This window comes from Mesorhizobium sp. CNPSo 4671, assembly GCF_057784245.1.
Window position 1 is genome coordinate 395,994 of sequence record NZ_JBWLUW010000004.1, and the last position, 18,503, is coordinate 414,496.

12 protein-coding genes are annotated in these 18,503 nt (G+C 62.3%); 4 read left to right on the forward strand and 8 right to left on the reverse strand.

Translation table 11 applies throughout. The features are described from left to right. The first annotated feature begins 184 nt into the window (after window positions 1-184). Genes AC04SF_RS14045 through AC04SF_RS14055 form a run of 3 tightly spaced genes read left to right on the forward strand, consistent with a single transcriptional unit; the run spans window position 185 to window position 5,919 of the window. Window positions 185-1,060 carry a glycosyltransferase family 2 protein gene (locus AC04SF_RS14045; RefSeq protein WP_096452348.1) on the forward strand — a complete coding sequence of 292 codons (876 nt, stop codon included), beginning with the start codon at window positions 185-187 and terminating at the stop codon, window positions 1,058-1,060. Further along, entirely contained in the window at window positions 1,050-2,378 is a 1,329-nt protein-coding gene (locus AC04SF_RS14050) for a rhamnan synthesis F family protein (RefSeq protein ID WP_488478281.1), read from the forward strand. The genes AC04SF_RS14045 and AC04SF_RS14050 overlap by 11 nt, the downstream gene beginning before the upstream one ends. Further along, the gene (locus AC04SF_RS14055; RefSeq protein WP_488478282.1) at window positions 2,371-5,919 is read left to right on the forward strand and encodes a glycoside hydrolase family 99-like domain-containing protein; all 3,549 of its coding nucleotides are present in this window, start codon (window positions 2,371-2,373) and stop codon (window positions 5,917-5,919) included. Before AC04SF_RS14050 ends, AC04SF_RS14055 begins: the two co-directional genes overlap by 8 nt. A gap of 20 nt (window positions 5,920-5,939) precedes the next feature. Here the strand turns inward: AC04SF_RS14055 and AC04SF_RS14060 are convergent, their stop codons facing one another. From AC04SF_RS14060 to rtcR, 8 genes are all read right to left on the reverse strand, one after another. Next, a complete protein-coding gene (locus AC04SF_RS14060) occupies window positions 5,940-7,742 on the reverse strand; it encodes an ABC transporter ATP-binding protein (protein WP_488478283.1) in 1,803 nt (600 codons plus the stop codon). Next, window positions 7,739-8,683: an acetamidase/formamidase family protein gene (locus AC04SF_RS14065; RefSeq protein ID WP_488478284.1), complete on the reverse strand. Its 945-nt coding sequence runs from the start codon at window positions 8,681-8,683 to the stop codon at window positions 7,739-7,741. The genes AC04SF_RS14060 and AC04SF_RS14065 overlap by 4 nt, the downstream gene beginning before the upstream one ends. Continuing rightward, the gene (locus tag AC04SF_RS14070; RefSeq protein WP_488478285.1) at window positions 8,673-10,316 is read right to left on the reverse strand and encodes an ABC transporter substrate-binding protein; all 1,644 of its coding nucleotides are present in this window, start codon (window positions 10,314-10,316) and stop codon (window positions 8,673-8,675) included. Before AC04SF_RS14070 ends, AC04SF_RS14065 begins: the two co-directional genes overlap by 11 nt. A gap of 51 nt (window positions 10,317-10,367) precedes the next feature. Beyond that, window positions 10,368-11,288, reverse strand: a complete 921-nt coding sequence (locus AC04SF_RS14075; protein WP_488478286.1) for an ABC transporter permease — start codon at window positions 11,286-11,288, stop codon at window positions 10,368-10,370. Then, window positions 11,285-12,193 (reverse strand): ABC transporter permease, encoded by a 909-nt coding sequence (locus AC04SF_RS14080; protein WP_488478287.1) that lies wholly within the window; start codon window positions 12,191-12,193, stop codon window positions 11,285-11,287. Before AC04SF_RS14080 ends, AC04SF_RS14075 begins: the two co-directional genes overlap by 4 nt. Next, window positions 12,171-12,782, reverse strand: coding sequence for an ANTAR domain-containing response regulator (locus tag AC04SF_RS14085; RefSeq protein ID WP_488478288.1), 612 nt, complete (start codon window positions 12,780-12,782; stop codon window positions 12,171-12,173). The genes AC04SF_RS14080 and AC04SF_RS14085 overlap by 23 nt, the downstream gene beginning before the upstream one ends. Further along, window positions 12,779-13,873, reverse strand: coding sequence for a transporter substrate-binding protein (locus AC04SF_RS14090; protein ID WP_488478289.1), 1,095 nt, complete (start codon window positions 13,871-13,873; stop codon window positions 12,779-12,781). The genes AC04SF_RS14085 and AC04SF_RS14090 overlap by 4 nt, the downstream gene beginning before the upstream one ends. Window positions 13,874-14,045: 172 nt before the next feature. Further along, the gene (gene rtcR / locus AC04SF_RS14095) at window positions 14,046-15,644 is read right to left on the reverse strand and encodes an RNA repair transcriptional activator RtcR (protein WP_488478290.1); all 1,599 of its coding nucleotides are present in this window, start codon (window positions 15,642-15,644) and stop codon (window positions 14,046-14,048) included. 206 nt (window positions 15,645-15,850) lie between these two features. Between rtcR and AC04SF_RS14100 the strand changes: the two genes are divergently transcribed. Further along, window positions 15,851-17,410: a vWA domain-containing protein gene (locus tag AC04SF_RS14100; RefSeq protein WP_488478291.1), complete on the forward strand. Its 1,560-nt coding sequence runs from the start codon at window positions 15,851-15,853 to the stop codon at window positions 17,408-17,410. Window positions 17,411-18,503: the final 1,093 nt, after the last annotated feature.

The following is an 18,503-nucleotide window of genomic DNA, read 5'->3' on the forward strand; positions in this document are numbered from 1 at the left end:
CGGAACGCTCAACCGCGTCCGGTCGGTTTGGAGCCGATCAGTGGCTTATTGTGCCGCCGTGTCCGTTTGCCCCTATATTAGTCAACAGTATGGACTCGACCGTCTGAGTGGCACCGCTTAGATTGCGTATGGACCGCTAGCCTTCCACGGGGAAGCCAACTGAGATATCAGGATGGCTTAGGCAATGAATACGTCGATAACCGCTATTACTGTAACGCATAACAGCGCGCATACCGTGCGTGGTGCGCTTGCTCGCCTGCCCGCAGGGGTGGAGATCGTATGCGTCGATAATGCAAGCACCGACGATCTTTCCGCCGCGCTATCCGGCTTTGCCGTTCATCGTATTGATAATGCTGTAAATCTCGGCTTTGGGCACGCCTGCAACATTGGGGCGGCGGCGGCATCGGGGGAATATCTGCTGTTCATCAACCCCGACGTGCGACTTGAGACAGACGCCGTCGATGCGCTTATGCAGGCGGCTGAACGCTACCCAAATTGCGGCGTCTTCGTGCCGCGCACCAACACGGTGGATGGGCGGTTGTGGTTTCGCGAGCAGAGCGAAATCGATCGCCTTTCCGGTGTGTCGCTGCCCACACGCATCCGGCAGGTCTGGGGAGATTGTTGCGTCCGCTTCGTCAATGGCGGCGTGTTCATGATCAAACGGACGCTCTTCCTGGATACGGGCGGGTTTGATGAGGATATCTTTCTGTATTTCGAAGATGACGACCTCTCACACCGTCTGCTGCAGCGTGACGAGCCGATGATCCTTGTCAGTGGCGCGCATGCCGTCCACGACATTGGCACTTCGGTTGCGCAATCAACCCGGTCGCGAATCTTCCGGTATCGGTCGAAGATGCGATCGGAGATCCACTTGCGCAAAAAGTACGGCATCGCCTATAGCCCATCCGTGGACATACTCCGCTATTCGACGAAAATAGGCTTCTATTGCCTGACGCTTAATCGAAACAGACTGATCAATTCCTTGGGCCGACTGATAGGTATATTTGACAGCATCCTTGACCGATCGCGCGCGAATCGGAACGGCGGCTATGTCGCCTGACGCTGCCGACACGCGAGTTGCCCTGCCTGATTTCCTGCCCCGCGAGCCGCGAAAAGGCGAGGCATGCGGCGTCGACCGAAGCAGTGCCTGGAGCGAAATCCACATCCACGCGCCGGGGCGCTATATCGTGGAGCTTTCGCCAACGGACAGGCGCATGCCGTTTCTTCGGCTCAATGTTCGGCTCGCACGACATCCGGACAAGGTCGTCTTTGTGCCGGCTATCCAACGGACTCCATACCTTCTTGAAAGCACCGAAGGCGGTCTGGTGTTGCAATTTGAAAGAAGTGACATTCTTGCGGCGAGCGTTCGACCGTTAAGAATCAGGGATATTGGCGCGCTGTTGACTCGACGCCATCGTCACAAGCGATTTCAACTCCCGCTTGGCCGAGGTGTCGTCTTGCAGCCCCTCTTGCACATTGCAGGAACGGAAGGGCGCGAATTGGCTCGCGCTCTCGGGAGCCTTCACGGTTGGGGCTTTGGCCCCGCGAGCGACAATCTGCAGAAGTCCCTGTCGCGGCACTTCGACGGTCCACCAGCCGAGGCTCCCGAACGCCGGCCCACCGCCGAGCCGAAGATCGTCGTCGCGCTTCACCTGCACTACGCAGATCTCTGGCCCGAATTCGAGGCGCTGCTGGAAGCGATCAATCGTCCGTTCCACCTCGTCCTCACGCTGACCCGGCCTGACGCGGCACTCGCGGAACGCGTTCAGGCGAAATTTCAGGATGCCGAGATCGTTGTCTATGACAATCGCGGTCGCGACGTCGGTCCGTTCATCCAACTGTTCCGCGAAGGTAGGCTCGATCCCTTCGATCTCATCTGCAAGCTGCATGGCAAGAAGTCTGGGCCGAGCGGGCCGCGTATGGTCCTCGGTGAGATCTGGCGCCAGGCGAGTGCCTTCGACCTGATCGGATCCCGTGACGTGGTTGACCGCATCATCGCCGAGTTCGAGCGTTCGCCCGACACCCAGATGATTGGATCCAGACGCTTTCGGTTGCCCAATGAATGGAAGGGGGAGAAGGCTGCGTGGGGCGAGAACAGGGCGATGGTCCTCAATTTGCTGGAGACAATGGGTAAACCCTCCAGTTCTCGTCTCGACTTCTTTGCCGGGACGATGTTCTGGGTTCGCCGCAGCGCGCTGGAGCCCCTCATGCGGCTTGATCTGCCTTTGGCAGTCTTCCCCGAAGAGGCAAGCCAACAGGACGGCACATTGCAACATGCCCTCGAGCGTGTGCTTGGAATGATCTGCACAGAGATCTCCGGCGTTGCCTGGGATGATGACACGACGCCGGATTCCCGCGAGGCAGACCCGATTGGATAGATCCGAATTTTTGATCTTCGTAGGATCGTTGACCAGCAGAAGGCGATGGAAGAGATTTCGGCTCCGGCAACGAATTCGAGCCAGCGGGCTGTTCGATGTGTCGTGGTATCTGGTTCAAAATCCGGATGTAGTCAGGAGCGGGAAAGACCCGATCCTGCACTACATCAGGCACGGTGTCGCCGAGTCCCGGAATCCAAGTCCGAACTTCGACAACGAATACTACCTGGCGAAATATCCCGACGTGGCTGTCGCGTCGATGAATCCGTTGGATCACTACATTCGTTTCGGCAAGATTGAAGGGCGCAGCACCCGACGTGCTCCAGGCACAAATGCCGGCGGCATCGAGAGACCCGCCACCTATGTGCCGCGATCCAGCGAGGAGCGGCCGGCCGTTTTGAAGGCGCGCCTGATTGCATTCTATCTGCCGCAGTTCCACCCGATCCCCGAAAATGATGCTTTTTGGGGCAAGGGCTTCACGGAGTGGGCAAATGTGACACGTGCGGTGCCACAGTTCGATGGTCATTATCAGCCCCGGCTGCCGGGAGACCTCGGCTTTTATGACCTGCGGGTGAAGGACATCCAGAAGGAGCAGATCGAGATCGCCATGCAATATGGCGTTTCGGGGTTCTGTTTCCACTTCTACTGGTTCAACGGCAAGCGCGTCCTTGAGATGCCGATCGCCCAGTTTGTCGAAAACGATGCGCACGAGATGGGCTTCTGTATCAATTGGGCAAACGAGCCTTGGAGCCGCCGTTGGGATGGGCGCGACCAGGAGGTGCTGATCGCGCAATCGCACTCGCCTGAGGACGACCTGGCCTTCATCGAACATGTATCCGGCTATTTCCGTGACCGGCGCTACATCCGTGTCGGCGGCAAGCCACTCCTCATGATTTACCGGCCCGGATTGTTTCCGTCAGCGACGGAAACGGCGCAGCGCTGGAGAGCTTATTGCCGGGAAGCCGGCATCGGTGAGATTTTTCTTGCCTATCCGCAGTCGTTCGACACGAGCGATCCCGCCGAATTCGGATTCGACGCGGCCGTCGAGTTTCCACCGAATCTTGGACGATTCCCCGAGGTCAACGACAGCATCCCAACGCTCAAGAGCGACTTCAGGGGAAAGATCTACGACTGGGCAGAGCTCCTCAATCGCAGCCGCGCCTACCCGCGGGTTCCATACACGCTGTTTCGCGGACTTTGCCCCTCCTGGGACAACACCGCACGGAGAATGGAGGCAGCCTACATTCTGGTGAACGCATCGCCGTCCCGCTACAAAGAATGGCTCACCAACGCGGTCGTCGATACATGCAATCGTTTTGCCGATTTCGACAGCCGGCTGATCTTCGTCAATGCCTGGAACGAGTGGGCGGAGGGAGCCTATCTCGAGCCCGATGCCCGCTACGGCTATGCCTATCTGCAGGAGACGCGGCACGTCCTGTCGGCTCCGGCAGCGGCCGGCAAACTGCCCAGGGACCCGTCCTGGAGCGTCTTGTTCGTGTCGCATGATGCGGTTCTCGGTGGCGCGCAGGCGTCGTTGCTCGACATCGTCAAATGGCTCCAGGCGCACACAGACCTGGAGATCAAGGTGCTGTGCCTGGCGGGCGGTGAACGGCTCGAAGAGTTTCGACGCATCGCCGATACCGTCCTTCTGGATGATCTGGTTTCGAGGACCGGGCCCACCGCCGCAAGGCTGGCACACATAACCGCCTGGTTCGGCGGCAGGCCGGACCTCATCTATTGCAACAGTCTGGCCACCGGCCGCGTGCACGCGCTGCTTGGTGAACTGGGCAGTCCTATCCTGACGCATGCCAGGGAATTGGCAACGAGCGTCGCCCGATACGCCAAGGACGACATGGGGGATGTCGTTTCCCACACGCAGAGATTCATAGCGTGTTCCCCAAGTGTCCGGGACTATCTGGTGACCGACCACAATGTGGAAGCGAACGCCATAGACGTCATTCCAAGCGCGGTTCCGCAACCCGCCGATCACGGTCGGACGGAAATCCAGCGCCCTGAACGTCACCGGCCGGCCGGCTGGCCGACGGACAAGACTATTATCCTAGGATCCGGCCTCGGAATGCCCTTCCGCAAGGGCGCCGACCTTTTTATCGAGGTGGCCCGACTTCTTCGAGCCCGCGGGGTCGAAGACTATCATTTCTACTGGCTCGGCTCGTTTCCGGAGCAGGAACGGGATGAGGCTCTTGGTACGTGGTCGCAGCAACTCGCCAGGTTGCGGGCGGACGGATTGAACGAAAAGGTCACATTTCTGGGCGATGTCGAGGATGTGCGCGGTCATCTGCGCGGTGCCGATCTATTTCTTCTGACATCCCGCGAAGAGCCGTTCGGCCGTGTCATGCTGGAGGCGGCATTCGCCGAGTTGCCGGTGATCTGCTTCGCAGGGAGCGGCGGGGCACCGGCTTTCGTCGAAGACGATGCCGGCATCGTCGTCGAATGGGCTGATCCCGTCGCTATGGCCGATGCCACGCTGAAACTGATCCGGGACCAACCGTTGCGGGCGAAGCTCGGCAGGCAAGCGAGCGCCAAGGCACGGCGGCATTTTTCCACCGATCGGGTCTTTCCGCGGCTGCTGTCGACCATGCGGAAGGTCGCAGGCAAGCCGCCCGCGGTCTCGATCATCGTGCCGAACTACAATTATGCCCGCTTTCTGCACGAGCGTATGGACAGTATCCTGGGGCAGTCCTTCCAGGATTTCGAGCTCATCATCCTGGATGACGCCTCGACAGACGATAGCCAATCGATCCTGGATTATTACGCCGGCGTCCATGGCACCCGCGTCATCGTCAATGAAAGCAATTCCGGGGCGCCCTATCCCCAATGGTTCAAGGGCATAGAGCTCGCAAGGGCCGATTTGATCTGGATCGCCGAAGCCGACGACATATCCGACCCGGGTTTCCTCGAAACCCTCGTGCCCTTGTTTCGCGACCCAAGCGTGAAGTTTGCCTTTTGCGCCTCGAAGATCATCAATGATCGAAGCGAGGCCGTCGGCGACTATCTGTCCAGCCCGTACCTCGCCGATCTCTCCAGTTTCAAATGGAAGCGCAGCTATCAGGTTTCGGCCGAACAGGAGGTTAACGAAGGGCTGGGCGTCAAGAACACGGTCATCAACATGAGTGCGGCGGTCTTCCGGAAATTCGACATCACGCCGGATTTCGTCGAGCGCGTCTTGTCGCTGCCGGCCGGCGGCGACTGGTACTTTATCCTCGAGGCTATCCGTAACGGCTCCGTCGCCTATGAGGCCGCATTGCTCAATCATCACCGCCGGCACGAGGACAGCGTGACCAGAGTCATCACGACCTCCCATTCAGAGGCGCTGCTGCGCACACGGCAGATGATCCATCAGCATGTGTTGGATACATATGCAACGGATTCGGCGATCAAGCTGAGAATGGCCGAACATATCGTACAGCTCTGGGACCAGCTCTTTCCCGGCCGCCCGGCCGAAGAGATGGAGAGCCTGTACTCGCTCAGCAAATTGGGCGAATTCCCTGCGAGGCCGCCGGAGACCCGTTCCCCGGCGGTGTGAGCTGGCGAGGTGCTCCGCGCTCACCTGCCGGCCGCGACGAGGTGGCCGTTGCCGACATCCTGAAGGGCCAGCTTCAGCGGTGCCTCGCCGATCCTGCGGGTGGCGCTCGGGATTTCCTGGTCGAGGCGGGCGAAGCGGCTTCTGCGCTGCGCCGGGTCCGGCACCGGCACGGCTTCGATCAGCCGCCTGGTGTAGGGATGGCGCGGGTTGGAAAACACCTGGTCGCGCGTGCCCATCTCGACGATCTGGCCGAGATACATGACGGCAACGCGGTCGGAGATATTCTCCACCACCGCCATGTCATGCGAGATGAAGAGATAGGCGACGCCGAATTCGCGCTGCAATTCCTTCAACAGGTCAAGCACGCGCGCCTGCACCGAGACGTCGAGCGCCGACACGCTTTCGTCGGCGATGATCAGCTTCGGCCGCAAGGCGAGCGCACGGGCGATGCAGACGCGCTGGCGCTGGCCACCGGAGAATTCGTGCGGATAGAGCTCCATCTGGTCGGCCGACAGGCCGACGCGCTCGAACAGCGCCGCCACGCGCTCCCTGCGCTCTTCCCTCGAGGCAATGCCGTGGATGACCAGCGGCTCGGCGACCAGGTCGCCGACGCGCATGCGCGGGTCGAGCGAGGCGAACGGGTCCTGGAAAATCATCTGCACGTCGCGGCGCACCGCCTTGCGTTCGTCGCGGCCGAGACCCGACAGATTGCGCCCGCCAACGACGATGTCGCCGCTGTAGGGCACCAGCCCTGCCAGCGCCTTGGCGGTGGTCGACTTGCCGCAACCGGATTCGCCGACCAGCGCCAGCGTCTCGTTGGGGGCGATCGAGAAGCTGACGCCTTCGACCGCATGGACATGACGGTTGACCCGGCCGAAAACGCCCCCGCGCAGGTCGAAGCGAACATGCAGGTCTTTGACGTCGGCGACATGAACCGGCGCCGCCGTCTCGACGTCCCTGGATTTCTGCCGGCCGGCACCACTGCCGATGCGTGGCACGGCGGCCAGCAGTTCGCGTGTATAATCCGCCCGCGGCCGCGCAAAAATGTCCGATGTTTTGCCTTCCTCGACCATGCGGCCGTGCCGCATGATGATAACGCGATCGGCCATTTCTGCGACCACGCCCATGTCGTGGGTGATGAGGATGACGCTGGTGCCGTGCTGGCGCTGCAGGTCGCGCAACAGCTCCAGCACCTCGCCCTGGACGGTGACGTCGAGCGCCGTCGTCGGCTCGTCGGCGATCAGCACGTCGGGCTCGAGCGCCAGCGCCATGGCGATCATCACCCGCTGGCGCATGCCGCCGGACAATTCATGCGGAAACTGCTTTAGCCGGCTTTCGGCTTCGGAAATACGCACCGCCTTCAGCGCCTCGATGGCACGCTGGCGCGCCTCGGCTTGCGACAGGCTGGTATGCGCCTCGATGGATTCGGTGAGCTGGCGGCCGATCGACAGCACCGGGTTGAGCGAAGTCATCGGCTCCTGGAAGATCATGGCGATGCGGTCGCCGCGAATGCGGCGCATCCGGCGCTCGTCGAGATCAGCCAGATCGGTGTGCCCAAGCCGTATGGTGCCTGACGATGTGCGCGCGGCAGGTTGCGGCAGGAGCTGCATGATCGCCAGCGCCGTCATCGATTTGCCGGAACCGGACTCGCCGGCAATGCAGAGCGTCTCGCCGCGGGAAAGGGTCAGCGAGAGGTTGGAGACGACCTCGCGCTCGCCCTCGTCGCCGCGCACGCTGACGGAGAGGTTGGCGATGTCGAGCACCGCTCCGGCCGCCACCGGGGCGGTTGCCCCGGACCAGTTTTTGTCGACGCTTGCGTTCATTCAAACACGCAGCGCGGGAAGTAGAACGACACCACCCAGTTCGGCATGTCCACGATCTCGCTGATCCTGAGATCACCGCAGACCGAGGCGAGCATATAGGCCTCGACCGGGTCTATCTGGTAGCGTCCGGCGAGCAGGTCGACCATCTGGGCAACCGCTTCCTTGGCACCCGTCATCAGGTCCGGCCCGATACCGGTTGTCACCTCATAGCCCTTGGCGTCGAGATGGCGCGTCACCGGGCCCGGCGTGGTGAAGCGTGGCGTCTTCAGCCTGGCATCCTTGACCAGGTCGAGCTTGAGCACGACATCCATCGGGCTTTCGATCGCCGTGCCGCATACCTCGCCGTCGCCTTGCGCGGCGTGGGTGTCGCCGACAGAAAACAGCGCGCCCGCAACTTCCACCGGCAGATACAGCGTGGTGCCGGCAGATAGATCGCGGATGTCGAGATTGCCGCCGACGCGCCGCGGCGGCACGACCGAGTGAAGACCCATCTCAGCCGGCGCATTGCCGATGGTGCCGGCGAACGGTTTCAGCGGCACACGCGCGTTTTTGCCGAACAGCGCCGGTTCCAGCGAAACGGCATCGTATTTCCAGATGTTGAGCGCCGGCTCCTTGAAGTCGTCGGCGAGCAGGCCGAACCCCGGGATGTTCCCCGTCCAGCCGAAGCCGGACGGCTTGAACAGCTCGATCGTCACCTTCAGCGCGTCGCCGGGCTCGGCGCCCTCGACGAAGATCGGCCCGGTCACCGGATTGATCCCGGCGAAGTCGAGCTTGGCGATATCGGCGACCGTGCTGTCGGACTTCAGCTGACCGCCGGAGGAATCCAGGCACTGGAACTCGATGGTCGAACCGGGCGCCACCCGCTCGGCCGGGACAAACGAATTGTCCCAGCCGAAATGGTGATGGCGCCCGTGGATGGTGTAGTCGCAGCTATTGCACATCTTTTACGTACACATTGTCATAGTTGATCGGAACGTGGACCGGGTCGACATAGAGATTGTCGGCGCCGCCCATGCGCGCGGATTTCATGGTGAAGCGCTGCTCGTTGAAGACCGGTGCCCAGGGCGCGTCCGCCATGATCTTGGCGTAGATATCGCTCCACATTTTATAGCGCTCAGCGGACTTCGCCGGATCAACGATCGAGTCGGCTTCGGCGGCCTTGGCATCGAGATCCTTGTTACAATACCACGACCAGTTCCAGCCGCCCGGCACCGCGCCGGCGCAGCCAAGGATCGGGCCGTAGAAGTTCGAGGGATCAGGGAAATCCGCGATCCAGCCCATGCCGCCGGACCAGATCATCGGTGCGCCGGTCTTGTCGCCGCCGGCGGCGATGACGTTGGCCTGTGCCAGCGCCTGGATGCTGGCCTTGATGCCGATCGCCGCCAGATCCTGCTGGATCGCCTGGGCAATGCGCGGGTTGGGATCGGTGTTCATGGCGAACAATTGCGTGTCGAAGCCATCGGGATGGCCGGCCTCGGCAAGCAGCGCCTTGGCCTTGGCGACGTCATAGGGATAGCCCTTGTATTCCTTGTCGTAGGCCGGCATCGACGGCGGCAGCGGCTGGTTGGCGGGCACGGCACGGCCATTGATGATCTGGATGATGCGCGCCTTGTTGATCGCCATGTTGACGGCCTGGCGCACCTTCACATTGTCGAAGGGCGCCATGGTGGTGTTCATGGTGATGTAGCCGGTATGCAGCTGGCCGCCCTCGACGACGCGCGCCTTTTGTTCGGGGTCTGACATCACCTCCTGGAATTTTGCCGGCGGAATGCCGTCGAGGGGCAGGTCGATCTCGCCCTTCTGCAGGCGCAGCAGCGCCACGATCGGCTCCTGGCCGACCTCGAAGGTGATCTTGTCCAAGTGCGGCAGGCCCTTGTGCCAATAGTCCGGATTGCGCACGAAGACGATGCGCTGGCCGAGCGTCCATTCGGCGAGCTTGAAGGCGCCGGTGCCGACGGGGTGCTTGCCGAAATCGGCGCCATACTTCTCGACCTCTTCCTTCGGCACGACATGCGAGAAGTTGATGGCCATAACATGCAGGAAGGTGGCGTCGGGTCGGCTTAGTTCGAACTTGACGGTGTAGGGGTCGACGACGGTGACGCCAGAGAGGCTGTCCGCCTTGCCGGCCGCGACATCGTCATAGCCCTTGATCGAGCCGAAGAAGCCGGCACCCGGGCTCTGCGTCTTCGGGTTGGTGACACGGTCGAGCGAATATTTCACGTCGTCGGCCGTCATCTCGCGGCCATTGTGGAATTTGACGCCGTGGCGCAGCTTGAAGGTGAAGGTCTTGCCGTCGGGCGAAATCTCGTAGCTTTCGGCAAGGTCGGGCTTCAACTTGGTCGTGCCCGGCTCGTAATCCATCAACCCGTCGAACAGGCTCTTGATCATCGACCAGTTCTGCCAGTCATAGCCGATGGCAGGGTCGAGCGTGGTGACGTCGTCCTTATAGGTGGCGATGATCTCTCCGCCCTGCTTGGCGTTGGGATCGATGGTGTCCTCGGCCCGGGCGCTCGTCATGCCAAGCATCAGCGCCAAGGCCGACGCCGCCACTGTGGAGGCGAGAAATTTTTTCATGTCGTGTTCCCTTTCTCTGTTTGTTTTCTTGGTTTCATCTGAGCTTGATGCTCATCTGAGTTTGATACGGGGGTCGATGAAGGGCGCGATGATGTCGGCGAGCAGATTGCCGAGCACGATGGCGAAGGCCGAGACCAGCGTGACGCCCATGATGATCGGGATGTCGACCCGCTGGATGGCCTGCCAGGCAAGCTGGCCAATGCCGGGCCAGCCGAACACGCTTTCGACGACGACGATGCCGCCCATGAAGATGCCGATGTCGATGCCGATCATGGCGATGACCGGCAGGATGGCGTTGGGCAGAGCATGGCGGAAGATGATGGCGCTGCGTGCCAGGCCCTTGGCGCGCGCGGTGCGGACATAATCCTGGCGCAGCACATCGATCATCGACGAGCGCATCATGCGCGCGTACCAGCCGGCGCCGAGGATGCCCATGGTCAATGAGGGCAGCACGAGATGGCGCCAGGTGCCGTAGCCGCCAATCGGGAACCAGCTCAGCCGCACCGCAAAGACGTAGAGCAGCAAAAGCCCGACGACGAATTGCGGCGCCGAGACGCCGACGAAGGAGGCGACCATCAAGGTCTGGTCGGTCGCCGTGCCGCGCTTGACGGCGGCGATCAGGCCCATGGAGAGGCCGATCAGCAGCTCGCACAGGATGGCGCCGACCATCAGCAGCAGACTGGCCGGCAGCCGCGAGACGATGAGCTCGGTGACCTCGGAGCGCTGGATGTAGGAGCGGCCGAGATCGCCGCTGATGAGCTTCGTCAGGTAGCGCCAGTACTGGACGACGAAGGGCTGGTCGAGGCCGAGCTGCTGGCGGATGTTCTCCACCGTCTGCGGCGTGGCGCTGCGGCCGGCGATCTGGCGCACCGGATCGGCCGGCAGGAGATAGAGCAGCGCGAAGGTGATCAGCGAGACGCCGAGCAGGATGAGCAGCGACTGGATGAGGCGGCGGCCGAGATAGGCGATCATGCCCGGCCCCTTTGCGTCGGATCGAGAATGTCGCGCAGCGCGTCGCCGATCAGGTTGAAGGCCAGCGCCAGCGCCAGGATCGCCGCACCGGGGAAGAACACCAGCCAGGGTGCTGCCTGGAAATAGGTCTGGTTCTCGAAGATGATGTTGCCCCAGGAGGCGGTCGGCGGCTGCACGCCGATGCCGAGGAAGGAGAGCGTCGCTTCGAGCAGCACCGTCGTCGAGATGCCGAGCGTACCCCAGACGATGATGGTCGGCAGCAGATGCGGCAGGATGTGGAGAAACAGGATGCGCGGCGCGCTCGCCCCTATGGTGCGCTCGGCATCGATGAACTCGCGCTCGGCGAGCGAAGAGGTCTCGGTGTAGATGACGCGCGCGGTCTGCACCCAGTTGACCAGCGCGATGACCATGGCGACGATCCACAGGCTCGGCTGGAACACCGCCGCCAGGCAGATGGCCAGCAGCAGCGCCGGAAACGCCATCATCAGATCGGTGAAACGCATCAGCGCGCTGCCGATCCAGCCACGAAAGTAGCCGGCGGTGACGCCGACCAGGGTGCCGATGAACAGCGCCACGCCATTGGCGACGATGCCGATGATCAGCGAGGTGCGGGCGCCATAGAGGATGCGGGTCAGAAGGTCGCGGCCGAGCAGGTCGGTGCCGAGCCAGAATTTGGCATCCGGCGGCAGCGGCGAACCCTCTATGGTCAGGCCGTCGAACATCTGCTCATTGGGATCGTAGCCGGTCAGCCAGGGAGCCAGCACGGCGCCGGCGACAACGATGGCAACGATCACCAGTCCAAGCATTGCGAGACGGCGCCTGAGCAGCCGGCGCCAGACGCCTGCGCGCGGCTTGGCCGGCATGCGCGCGGGCGCGGCGAGATCAGGCGCGATGGGACTGGTCATCGCCGCCTTCCGTTGCGTCTTCGCTTGTCATCGCCACGATGCGGCGCGCGGCATCCTCGACGCTGATCTGCCAGCTCATCGCCAGCGAGCGCAGCTGCGCATAGGCGCGCTCGTCATCCGTGCCTTTCGACAAGGCCGTCACCGCGCGCACGATGGTCTGGCGCTCGGCGACACGCTGGCGCAGCGAGGCAATCTCGCCGGCTAAGTGTTTTCGCGCCTCGAAACTCTGCCTTGCGATCAGCAGCGCGCTGTAGACGCCGGCAGTGCCGACCGGCTTCAAAAGCTGGGCGTCGGCCTTGTGCGACAGCGCCCATTCGATGCGGCCGGGCGCCTCGGAGCCGATCAGCGCCACCAGCGGCATCGGCGCTTCGCCAGGCTTCCACGGAAATTGCTCGTCGAAGCCGAGATCGGCATCGAAGAAGACGAAATCGGCAGCCAGCGCCTCGGGCGGCAGTTCCGGCCAGCAATCCAACGTGACCAGGGCGATCGCCGACAATTGCCTTGTGATCGCCTGCACCGTCGGATGCGGGCGATGCAGGATAAAAGCCCTGGCGCCGCCGAGATTGGGGATGCGTGGCGTTCTGGTCACGACACCACCCGCAGGCGCGGACGGCCAAATGTTTTTGCGGGGTCGTAGCGCGACAGATAGGGATCCGGAGCGACCTCATCCTCGCGGCTCACCACTTCGAAGAAGCCGTCGGCGATCCGGCCGATGATCACCGGCAGCGTCGCATGCTGGGTATGAGCGTCAATGGCGATCGGTCCGAGCCGGGTGGAAAAGCGCCGTTCGGCGAAAATCTTCGAGAATTCCACCGGACCAGCCTCCGGATCGCGCGCAAGCACGTCAGCCATCACCTGCACCGACGCATAGGCGGAGGCTTCGAAGGACGAGGCGAAGGCAGCCGGCCGCGGCGCAAAATACGGCCCGACCGACAGATGGCCCTTGCCCGTTTCGCCGATCGCCGGCAGTTCACCCTCGGTGAGGTTGCAGGAGATGACCGGGCAGGATTGCGGACGGAAGGCAGTATCCTCTTCGCCCAGATCGCGATAGGCGGCGAGGAAGGCATAGGACGAGGTGCCGATCAGGTTGTTGAGGATGAAGCTCGGCCGCGTCGCGCGGATTTCCCCGATCAGGCGCGACACGTCGGTCTCCCCGATGCGCAGATAGCGCTCGCCCAGCACTTTGCCGCCGGCGTCGGCGATCAGGTCGCGCGCCACCCGGTTCATCTCCCAGCCCCAGATATAGTTCGAGCCGAGCAGGAACCCGTTGGCGCCGAAGCGCGGCACGACATGGGCCATCAGCGGCACCAGGTGCTGGTTGGGACAGGCGTGCATGTAGACGACATGCTCGTTGGCCTCGAACCCCTCATAGGGGCAGGCATACCAGAGCATGCCGCCCGCCTTCTCCAGTACAGGGATGGTCTCCTTGCGGCTCCAGGAGGTGACGCAGCCGACGACATGGCGGGCACTGCTGGTCTTGAAGATGTCCTCGCACAGCGTCGCGTAGCGATCGGCATTGCTTTGCGGATCGCGCTCGACCGGCACCAGCTCGATGCCTGAGCCGCGGTCGGCATTGATGTCGGCAATGGCGCGCATGGCGCCCATTCGGCACGCGTCGGAGACGAGCTGATAGCTACCCGAGCGGGAATAGAGGATGCCGATCTCGATGCGCCGTTTCAAACAGGACCCCAGAAATGAAAATGCCCCGCAGCCAGCGCCACAAGGGCGAGGCATACGAGGCATACTTGCCGCCCGGCGATCAGAGCCGGTATTTGGCCTTAGGGTATTCGGTCCGGCTGGTCAGTCAAGCGGGAAAGTGTGGCGCCTGACGGCGGGATCCGGGTGACCCCGCTCATTTTCGAATGATGTCCTCGAAGCTGAGGTCGAAGCGCCTGAGGTATTTGCGCAGCCGGTCGGCATCGTTGCCGCTGGTCTTTTGCAGCCGCGAGACGGCAAACAGTTTCCGGCCGGCGGCACTGATCGAATTGCTGTCGCGGCAAATGGCCAGCACGGTTGCCAGCTGCGCGCGATCGAAGACGTCGATCTGACTCTGGCGCTCGGGGCCGAGAACCTCCGCCAAAATGGCCTCCCGGTCGTCTGCCTCACCGGCGCGCCAGAGCGCGGCCAGACGTTCGATCTCGTCGCGCACCGTTTCCTCATTGATGCGGCCGAGCGGCGCCAATGTCGCCATGCGGGTGACGGAGGCCGAGAGATCGCGGAAATTGGCCCGCCACATCGCCTCCGGCGCCACGGCGAATTTCAGATAGAGGTCGCGCGCCTCCTTGTTGAAGGTGGCGTTCTGTCCTTCACGCTCGCTGAAGCGGCGCAGCTCGAAGTCGAGGTTCGGCTCGATGTCTTCCTTCCGGTCGCGCAGCGCCGGCAGCTGGAAGGTCCACAGGTTTAGCCGTGCAAAAAGATCCTCACGGAACTTGCCTTCCTTGACGCCAATCGACAGATCGCGATTGGTGCCGGCGAGAAGCTGGAAATCCGACATCACGTCCTGGTCGGCGCCGACCGGCAGAAAGCGCTTTTCCTCGATGGCGCGCAGGCACATGGCCTGTTCGTCGGGGCCGAGTTCGCCGATCTCGTCGAGGAACAGCACCCCCTTGTTGGCCGACTTCATCAGCCCGGCGCGCTCGTTCTGGGCGCCGGTGAAGGCGCCCTTGACGTGGCCGAACAGCGTCGACATTGCCTGGTCGCCGCGCAACGTCGCGCAATTGACCTCGATGAAGGCGCCGGAAACCTGACGTTGTGCTTTCTTGAGCTCGTAGATACGCTTGGCCAGTTGCGACTTGCCGGCCCCGGTCGGTCCGGTGAGCAGCACCGGCGCCCGCGAGCGGATCGTGACCTTCTCGATCTGGTCGATCATCTGGTTGAAGGCCGGATTGCGGGTGGCGATACCCGATTTCAGGAAGGACGTGGCCTCGTCGCGCTCGGCGGTAAAGCGCGTGGCGATGGCGTCGTAACGAGACAGATCGAGATCGATGATCGAATGGCTGCCGGAGACGTCCTCGTCACGTCCCTCCTTGCGCGGCGAAAGCTGCAGCAGCCGCGCCGGGATGAAATGTGCTTCGGTGAGCAGGAACCAGCAGATCTGCGCGACATGGGTGCCGGTGGTGATGTTGACGAGATAGTCTTCCTTCTCGGGATCGAATGTGTAGGCGCGGGCGAAGTCACGCAGACCTGTATAAACCTCGCTGAAATCCCAGGGATCGCGCATGCTGATGAGATGCGGCCTGACCTCGGTGGCAGGCGAGACTTGCTCGATGTCGGCAATAATCTGCGTGGCCAGCTGTCGCGACTGAGTGCCGTGGATGAGCTCCAGCCGATCGATGAACAATCCCGGCTGCTGGCACAGCGCAACCGTTGGCCGCCACTTCCGCCAACGGTCTTCGGTGCGGCCCGCATCAAGCGTTGTGCCAAGAATGCCAATCGCAACGCGTCTCTTCATATTATCCTATGGTATAAGTTCCGAGATTTTTGGATCACTATACAGGTTCTTCCTCGGACAAGGCCAGGGGGGTATAGCCGTTGGCTTGTTTTTATTTCCTTATTAAATCAAATAGCTAGCCGAATTTGAGCCAACCGATATGCGCTCATCCTTCAAACTGGCACGCCGCCTGCTCTGATGCTGGTGTGAAATGAAGGATGAGAACAATGGCGAACAAATCCGTGTTTGCGACGAGTGCAGGAAAGCTGCTCCCGCCGGCTGACGCCAGGAACCATGAAGGCGCCCGGACTTACCGCCTGTCGCCGCACCAGGCTCTGGCGCAGCTGGCGGCGACGGGCACGTTCAACGCGACCTTCTATGCCGAGCCGCGCGAGCAGCTGGACGAGGTGCTGAAGCTCGTCTGGCAGGTCGAGCCGGGTTTCCTGGCGCGCACCGCCGTCCACGCTTTCGAGCAGGGCTACATGAAGGATATGCCGGCGTTGCTGCTGGCCGTTCTGTCCTCGATGCAGGGCGACGAGTTCAACCGTGCGTTCGGGCGCATCGTCAGGAACGGCAAGATGCTGCGCAACTTCGTGCAGGTCATGCGTTCGGGCGCCACCGGGCGCAAGTCGCTCGGCACACGGCCGAAGCGCCTTGTCCAGGCTTGGCTCGAGCAGGCGGCCGACTTCGAGATCATGCGGGCCGCGGTCGGCAATGATCCGTCGCTGGCCGATGTCATCAAGATGGTTCACCCGAAGCCGAAGTCGGCCTCGCGTGAGGCGCTTTATGGCTACCTGATCGGCAAGCCGCATGATGTGGCCACGCTGCCGGACGTGGTGAAGGCATTCGAGGCGTTCAAGCGCGATCCGTCGCTGCCCGTGCCGGAAGTGCCGTTCCAGATGCTGACCTCGATGCCGCTTTCGCGCGAGCATTGGGTGCAGATCGCGGCGACGGCCGGATGGCAGATGCTGCGCCAGAACCTGAACACGTTCGCCCGCAACGGCGTGTTCGAAGTGGACGGGTTCGGCGAGAAGCTGGCGGCGCGGTTGCGTGACCCGGAAGAGGTCCGGCGTGCTCGGGTGTTCCCGTATCAGCTGATGGTGGCGTTCACCATGGCCGGTGCGGAAGTGCCTGGCGTGGTCAGGGATGCGCTGCAGGATGCGATGGAAATCGCGCTCGGCAACGTGCCCCGGATCAAGGGCAAGGTGGTCGTGTGTCCGGATGTTTCGGGCTCGATGAGCTCGCCGGCGACCGGGTACCGCAAGGGCGCGACGTCGGCCGTGCGTTGCATTGACGTGGCTGCCCTGGTGGCCGCCGCGATGCTGCGACGCAACCCGACGGCGAGGGTCTTGCCGTTCGAGAACGATGTGGTGGATATCCGCCTCAACGCTCGCGATACGGTGATGACCAACGCCGCCAAGCTTGCCGCCATCGGAGGTGGTGGAACCAACTGTTCGGCTCCGCTGGCACGGCTGGTGCGTGAGAAGGCCGATGTCGACCTGGTGGTGTTCGTGTCGGACAACCAGTCCTGGGTGGATGCGTCGGCGCATGCGCATCAGGGCACGGCGACGATGCAGGAATGGCAGAAGCTCAAGGGGTTGAACCCGGGGGCCAAGCTGGTCTGCGTCGACATCCAGCCCTACGCGACGACGCAGGCCAAGCCGCAGGCCGACATATTAAATGTCGGTGGTTTCTCCGACCGCGTCTTCGACGTGGTGGGCACGATGCTGTCCACGAGCGGCGACCCGGACCATTGGGTGCGCACGATCGAGGCGGTGGAACTCTGAGCAATTCCAGGAAAAGTGTTAAGCGGTTTTCCGGTCCGGAATTGCATCAAATAAAGAAGTCCCGGCAGTGCGTCTGCCGGGACCAACGGAACAAATTCAGGGCATGACGAATGCCGATGGAACTACAGGCTGTTCACCTCCAGGTCGCGGGTTCGAATCCCGTCGGGCCCGCCACTATGGACCCGTAGCTCAGCGGATAGAGCAGGACGTTTCGTCAAACCTTGTCGTCATGCCCGACGACTTTTGCGCGGTTTCGGTCGCAACTGAGGAAGAAAGGAACTGAACACAAGGCGTGACGAATGCCTGTGGAACTACATCCAACTTTCGGGTCGCGGGTTCGATTCCTGCCGGAGCTGCCAATCGGCTCCGTAGCTCAGTCGGTAGAGCAGAAAGGCAGTTTCACAACAGACTTGTCGTCACCCCGAATCAACAGCCGCGGCGAATGCCGGATGGAACTACAGCAACATGAACGGGATGCTCCGTGAGGTTCGACTCCTCACCTTGCAGGCGCTCTCTGGCACGAGCGGGACTCCCGGTGTTTCATCATCCCTTGTCGCCGCGGCGACTGACTAAGCATGATCCCGAAAAGTGGAATCCGGTTTTCGGATAAAAGATCATGCTCAGGAAATGGCGAATGCAGGCAGGACTACAGGTAGCGCGCCCGCCGAAAGGCGGGAGGTCGGGTGTTCAAATCACTCTCTCGCTCTACTGAGCGGGGTGGCGCAGTCACTCACCGTCTTGCCGATCCTTGTCGCCAGCCGACTGAACAGGGCGAATGCCTGCGGGAATACATTGGCATTTGGCGGTTCGAATCCGCCCGTCGGTCGGTTGACCGATCGGTTTCTCGCATCGACTTGTCGCCCACCTGGAGAGGAACATGAATGGCGAATGCAGGCAGGACTACCGGATAGAGCATCCGCCACGAAAGCGGCGGAAGGTCGGGTGTTTGATTCATCCTCGTTCATCCCTCAGGGTTGAACGGTAGCTCAGTAATTGTCTTGCCGACCCTTGTCGCCAGACCGAATGAATAGGACGAATGCCTGCGAGACTACAGGTAGACGCGGCTCGCTTCAGGCAAGCGGGTGCCGAAAGG

Bases quoted from the DNA above. Each gene is read 5' to 3' on its own strand.
- AC04SF_RS14065 (WP_488478284.1), bottom strand. From the start codon at position 8,683: ATGTGCAATAGCTGCGACTACACCATCCACGGGCGCCATCACCATTTC.
- AC04SF_RS14045 (WP_096452348.1), top strand. From the start codon at position 185: ATGAATACGTCGATAACCGCTATTACTGTAACGCATAACAGCGCGCAT.
- AC04SF_RS14050 (WP_488478281.1), top strand. From the start codon at position 1,050: ATGTCGCCTGACGCTGCCGACACGCGAGTTGCCCTGCCTGATTTCCTG.
- AC04SF_RS14060 (WP_488478283.1), bottom strand. From the start codon at position 7,742: ATGAACGCAAGCGTCGACAAAAACTGGTCCGGGGCAACCGCCCCGGTG.
- AC04SF_RS14070 (WP_488478285.1), bottom strand. From the start codon at position 10,316: ATGAAAAAATTTCTCGCCTCCACAGTGGCGGCGTCGGCCTTGGCGCTG.
- rtcR (WP_488478290.1), bottom strand. From the start codon at position 15,644: ATGAAGAGACGCGTTGCGATTGGCATTCTTGGCACAACGCTTGATGCG.
- AC04SF_RS14075 (WP_488478286.1), bottom strand. From the start codon at position 11,288: ATGATCGCCTATCTCGGCCGCCGCCTCATCCAGTCGCTGCTCATCCTG.
- AC04SF_RS14080 (WP_488478287.1), bottom strand. From the start codon at position 12,193: ATGACCAGTCCCATCGCGCCTGATCTCGCCGCGCCCGCGCGCATGCCG.
- AC04SF_RS14100 (WP_488478291.1), top strand. From the start codon at position 15,851: ATGGCGAACAAATCCGTGTTTGCGACGAGTGCAGGAAAGCTGCTCCCG.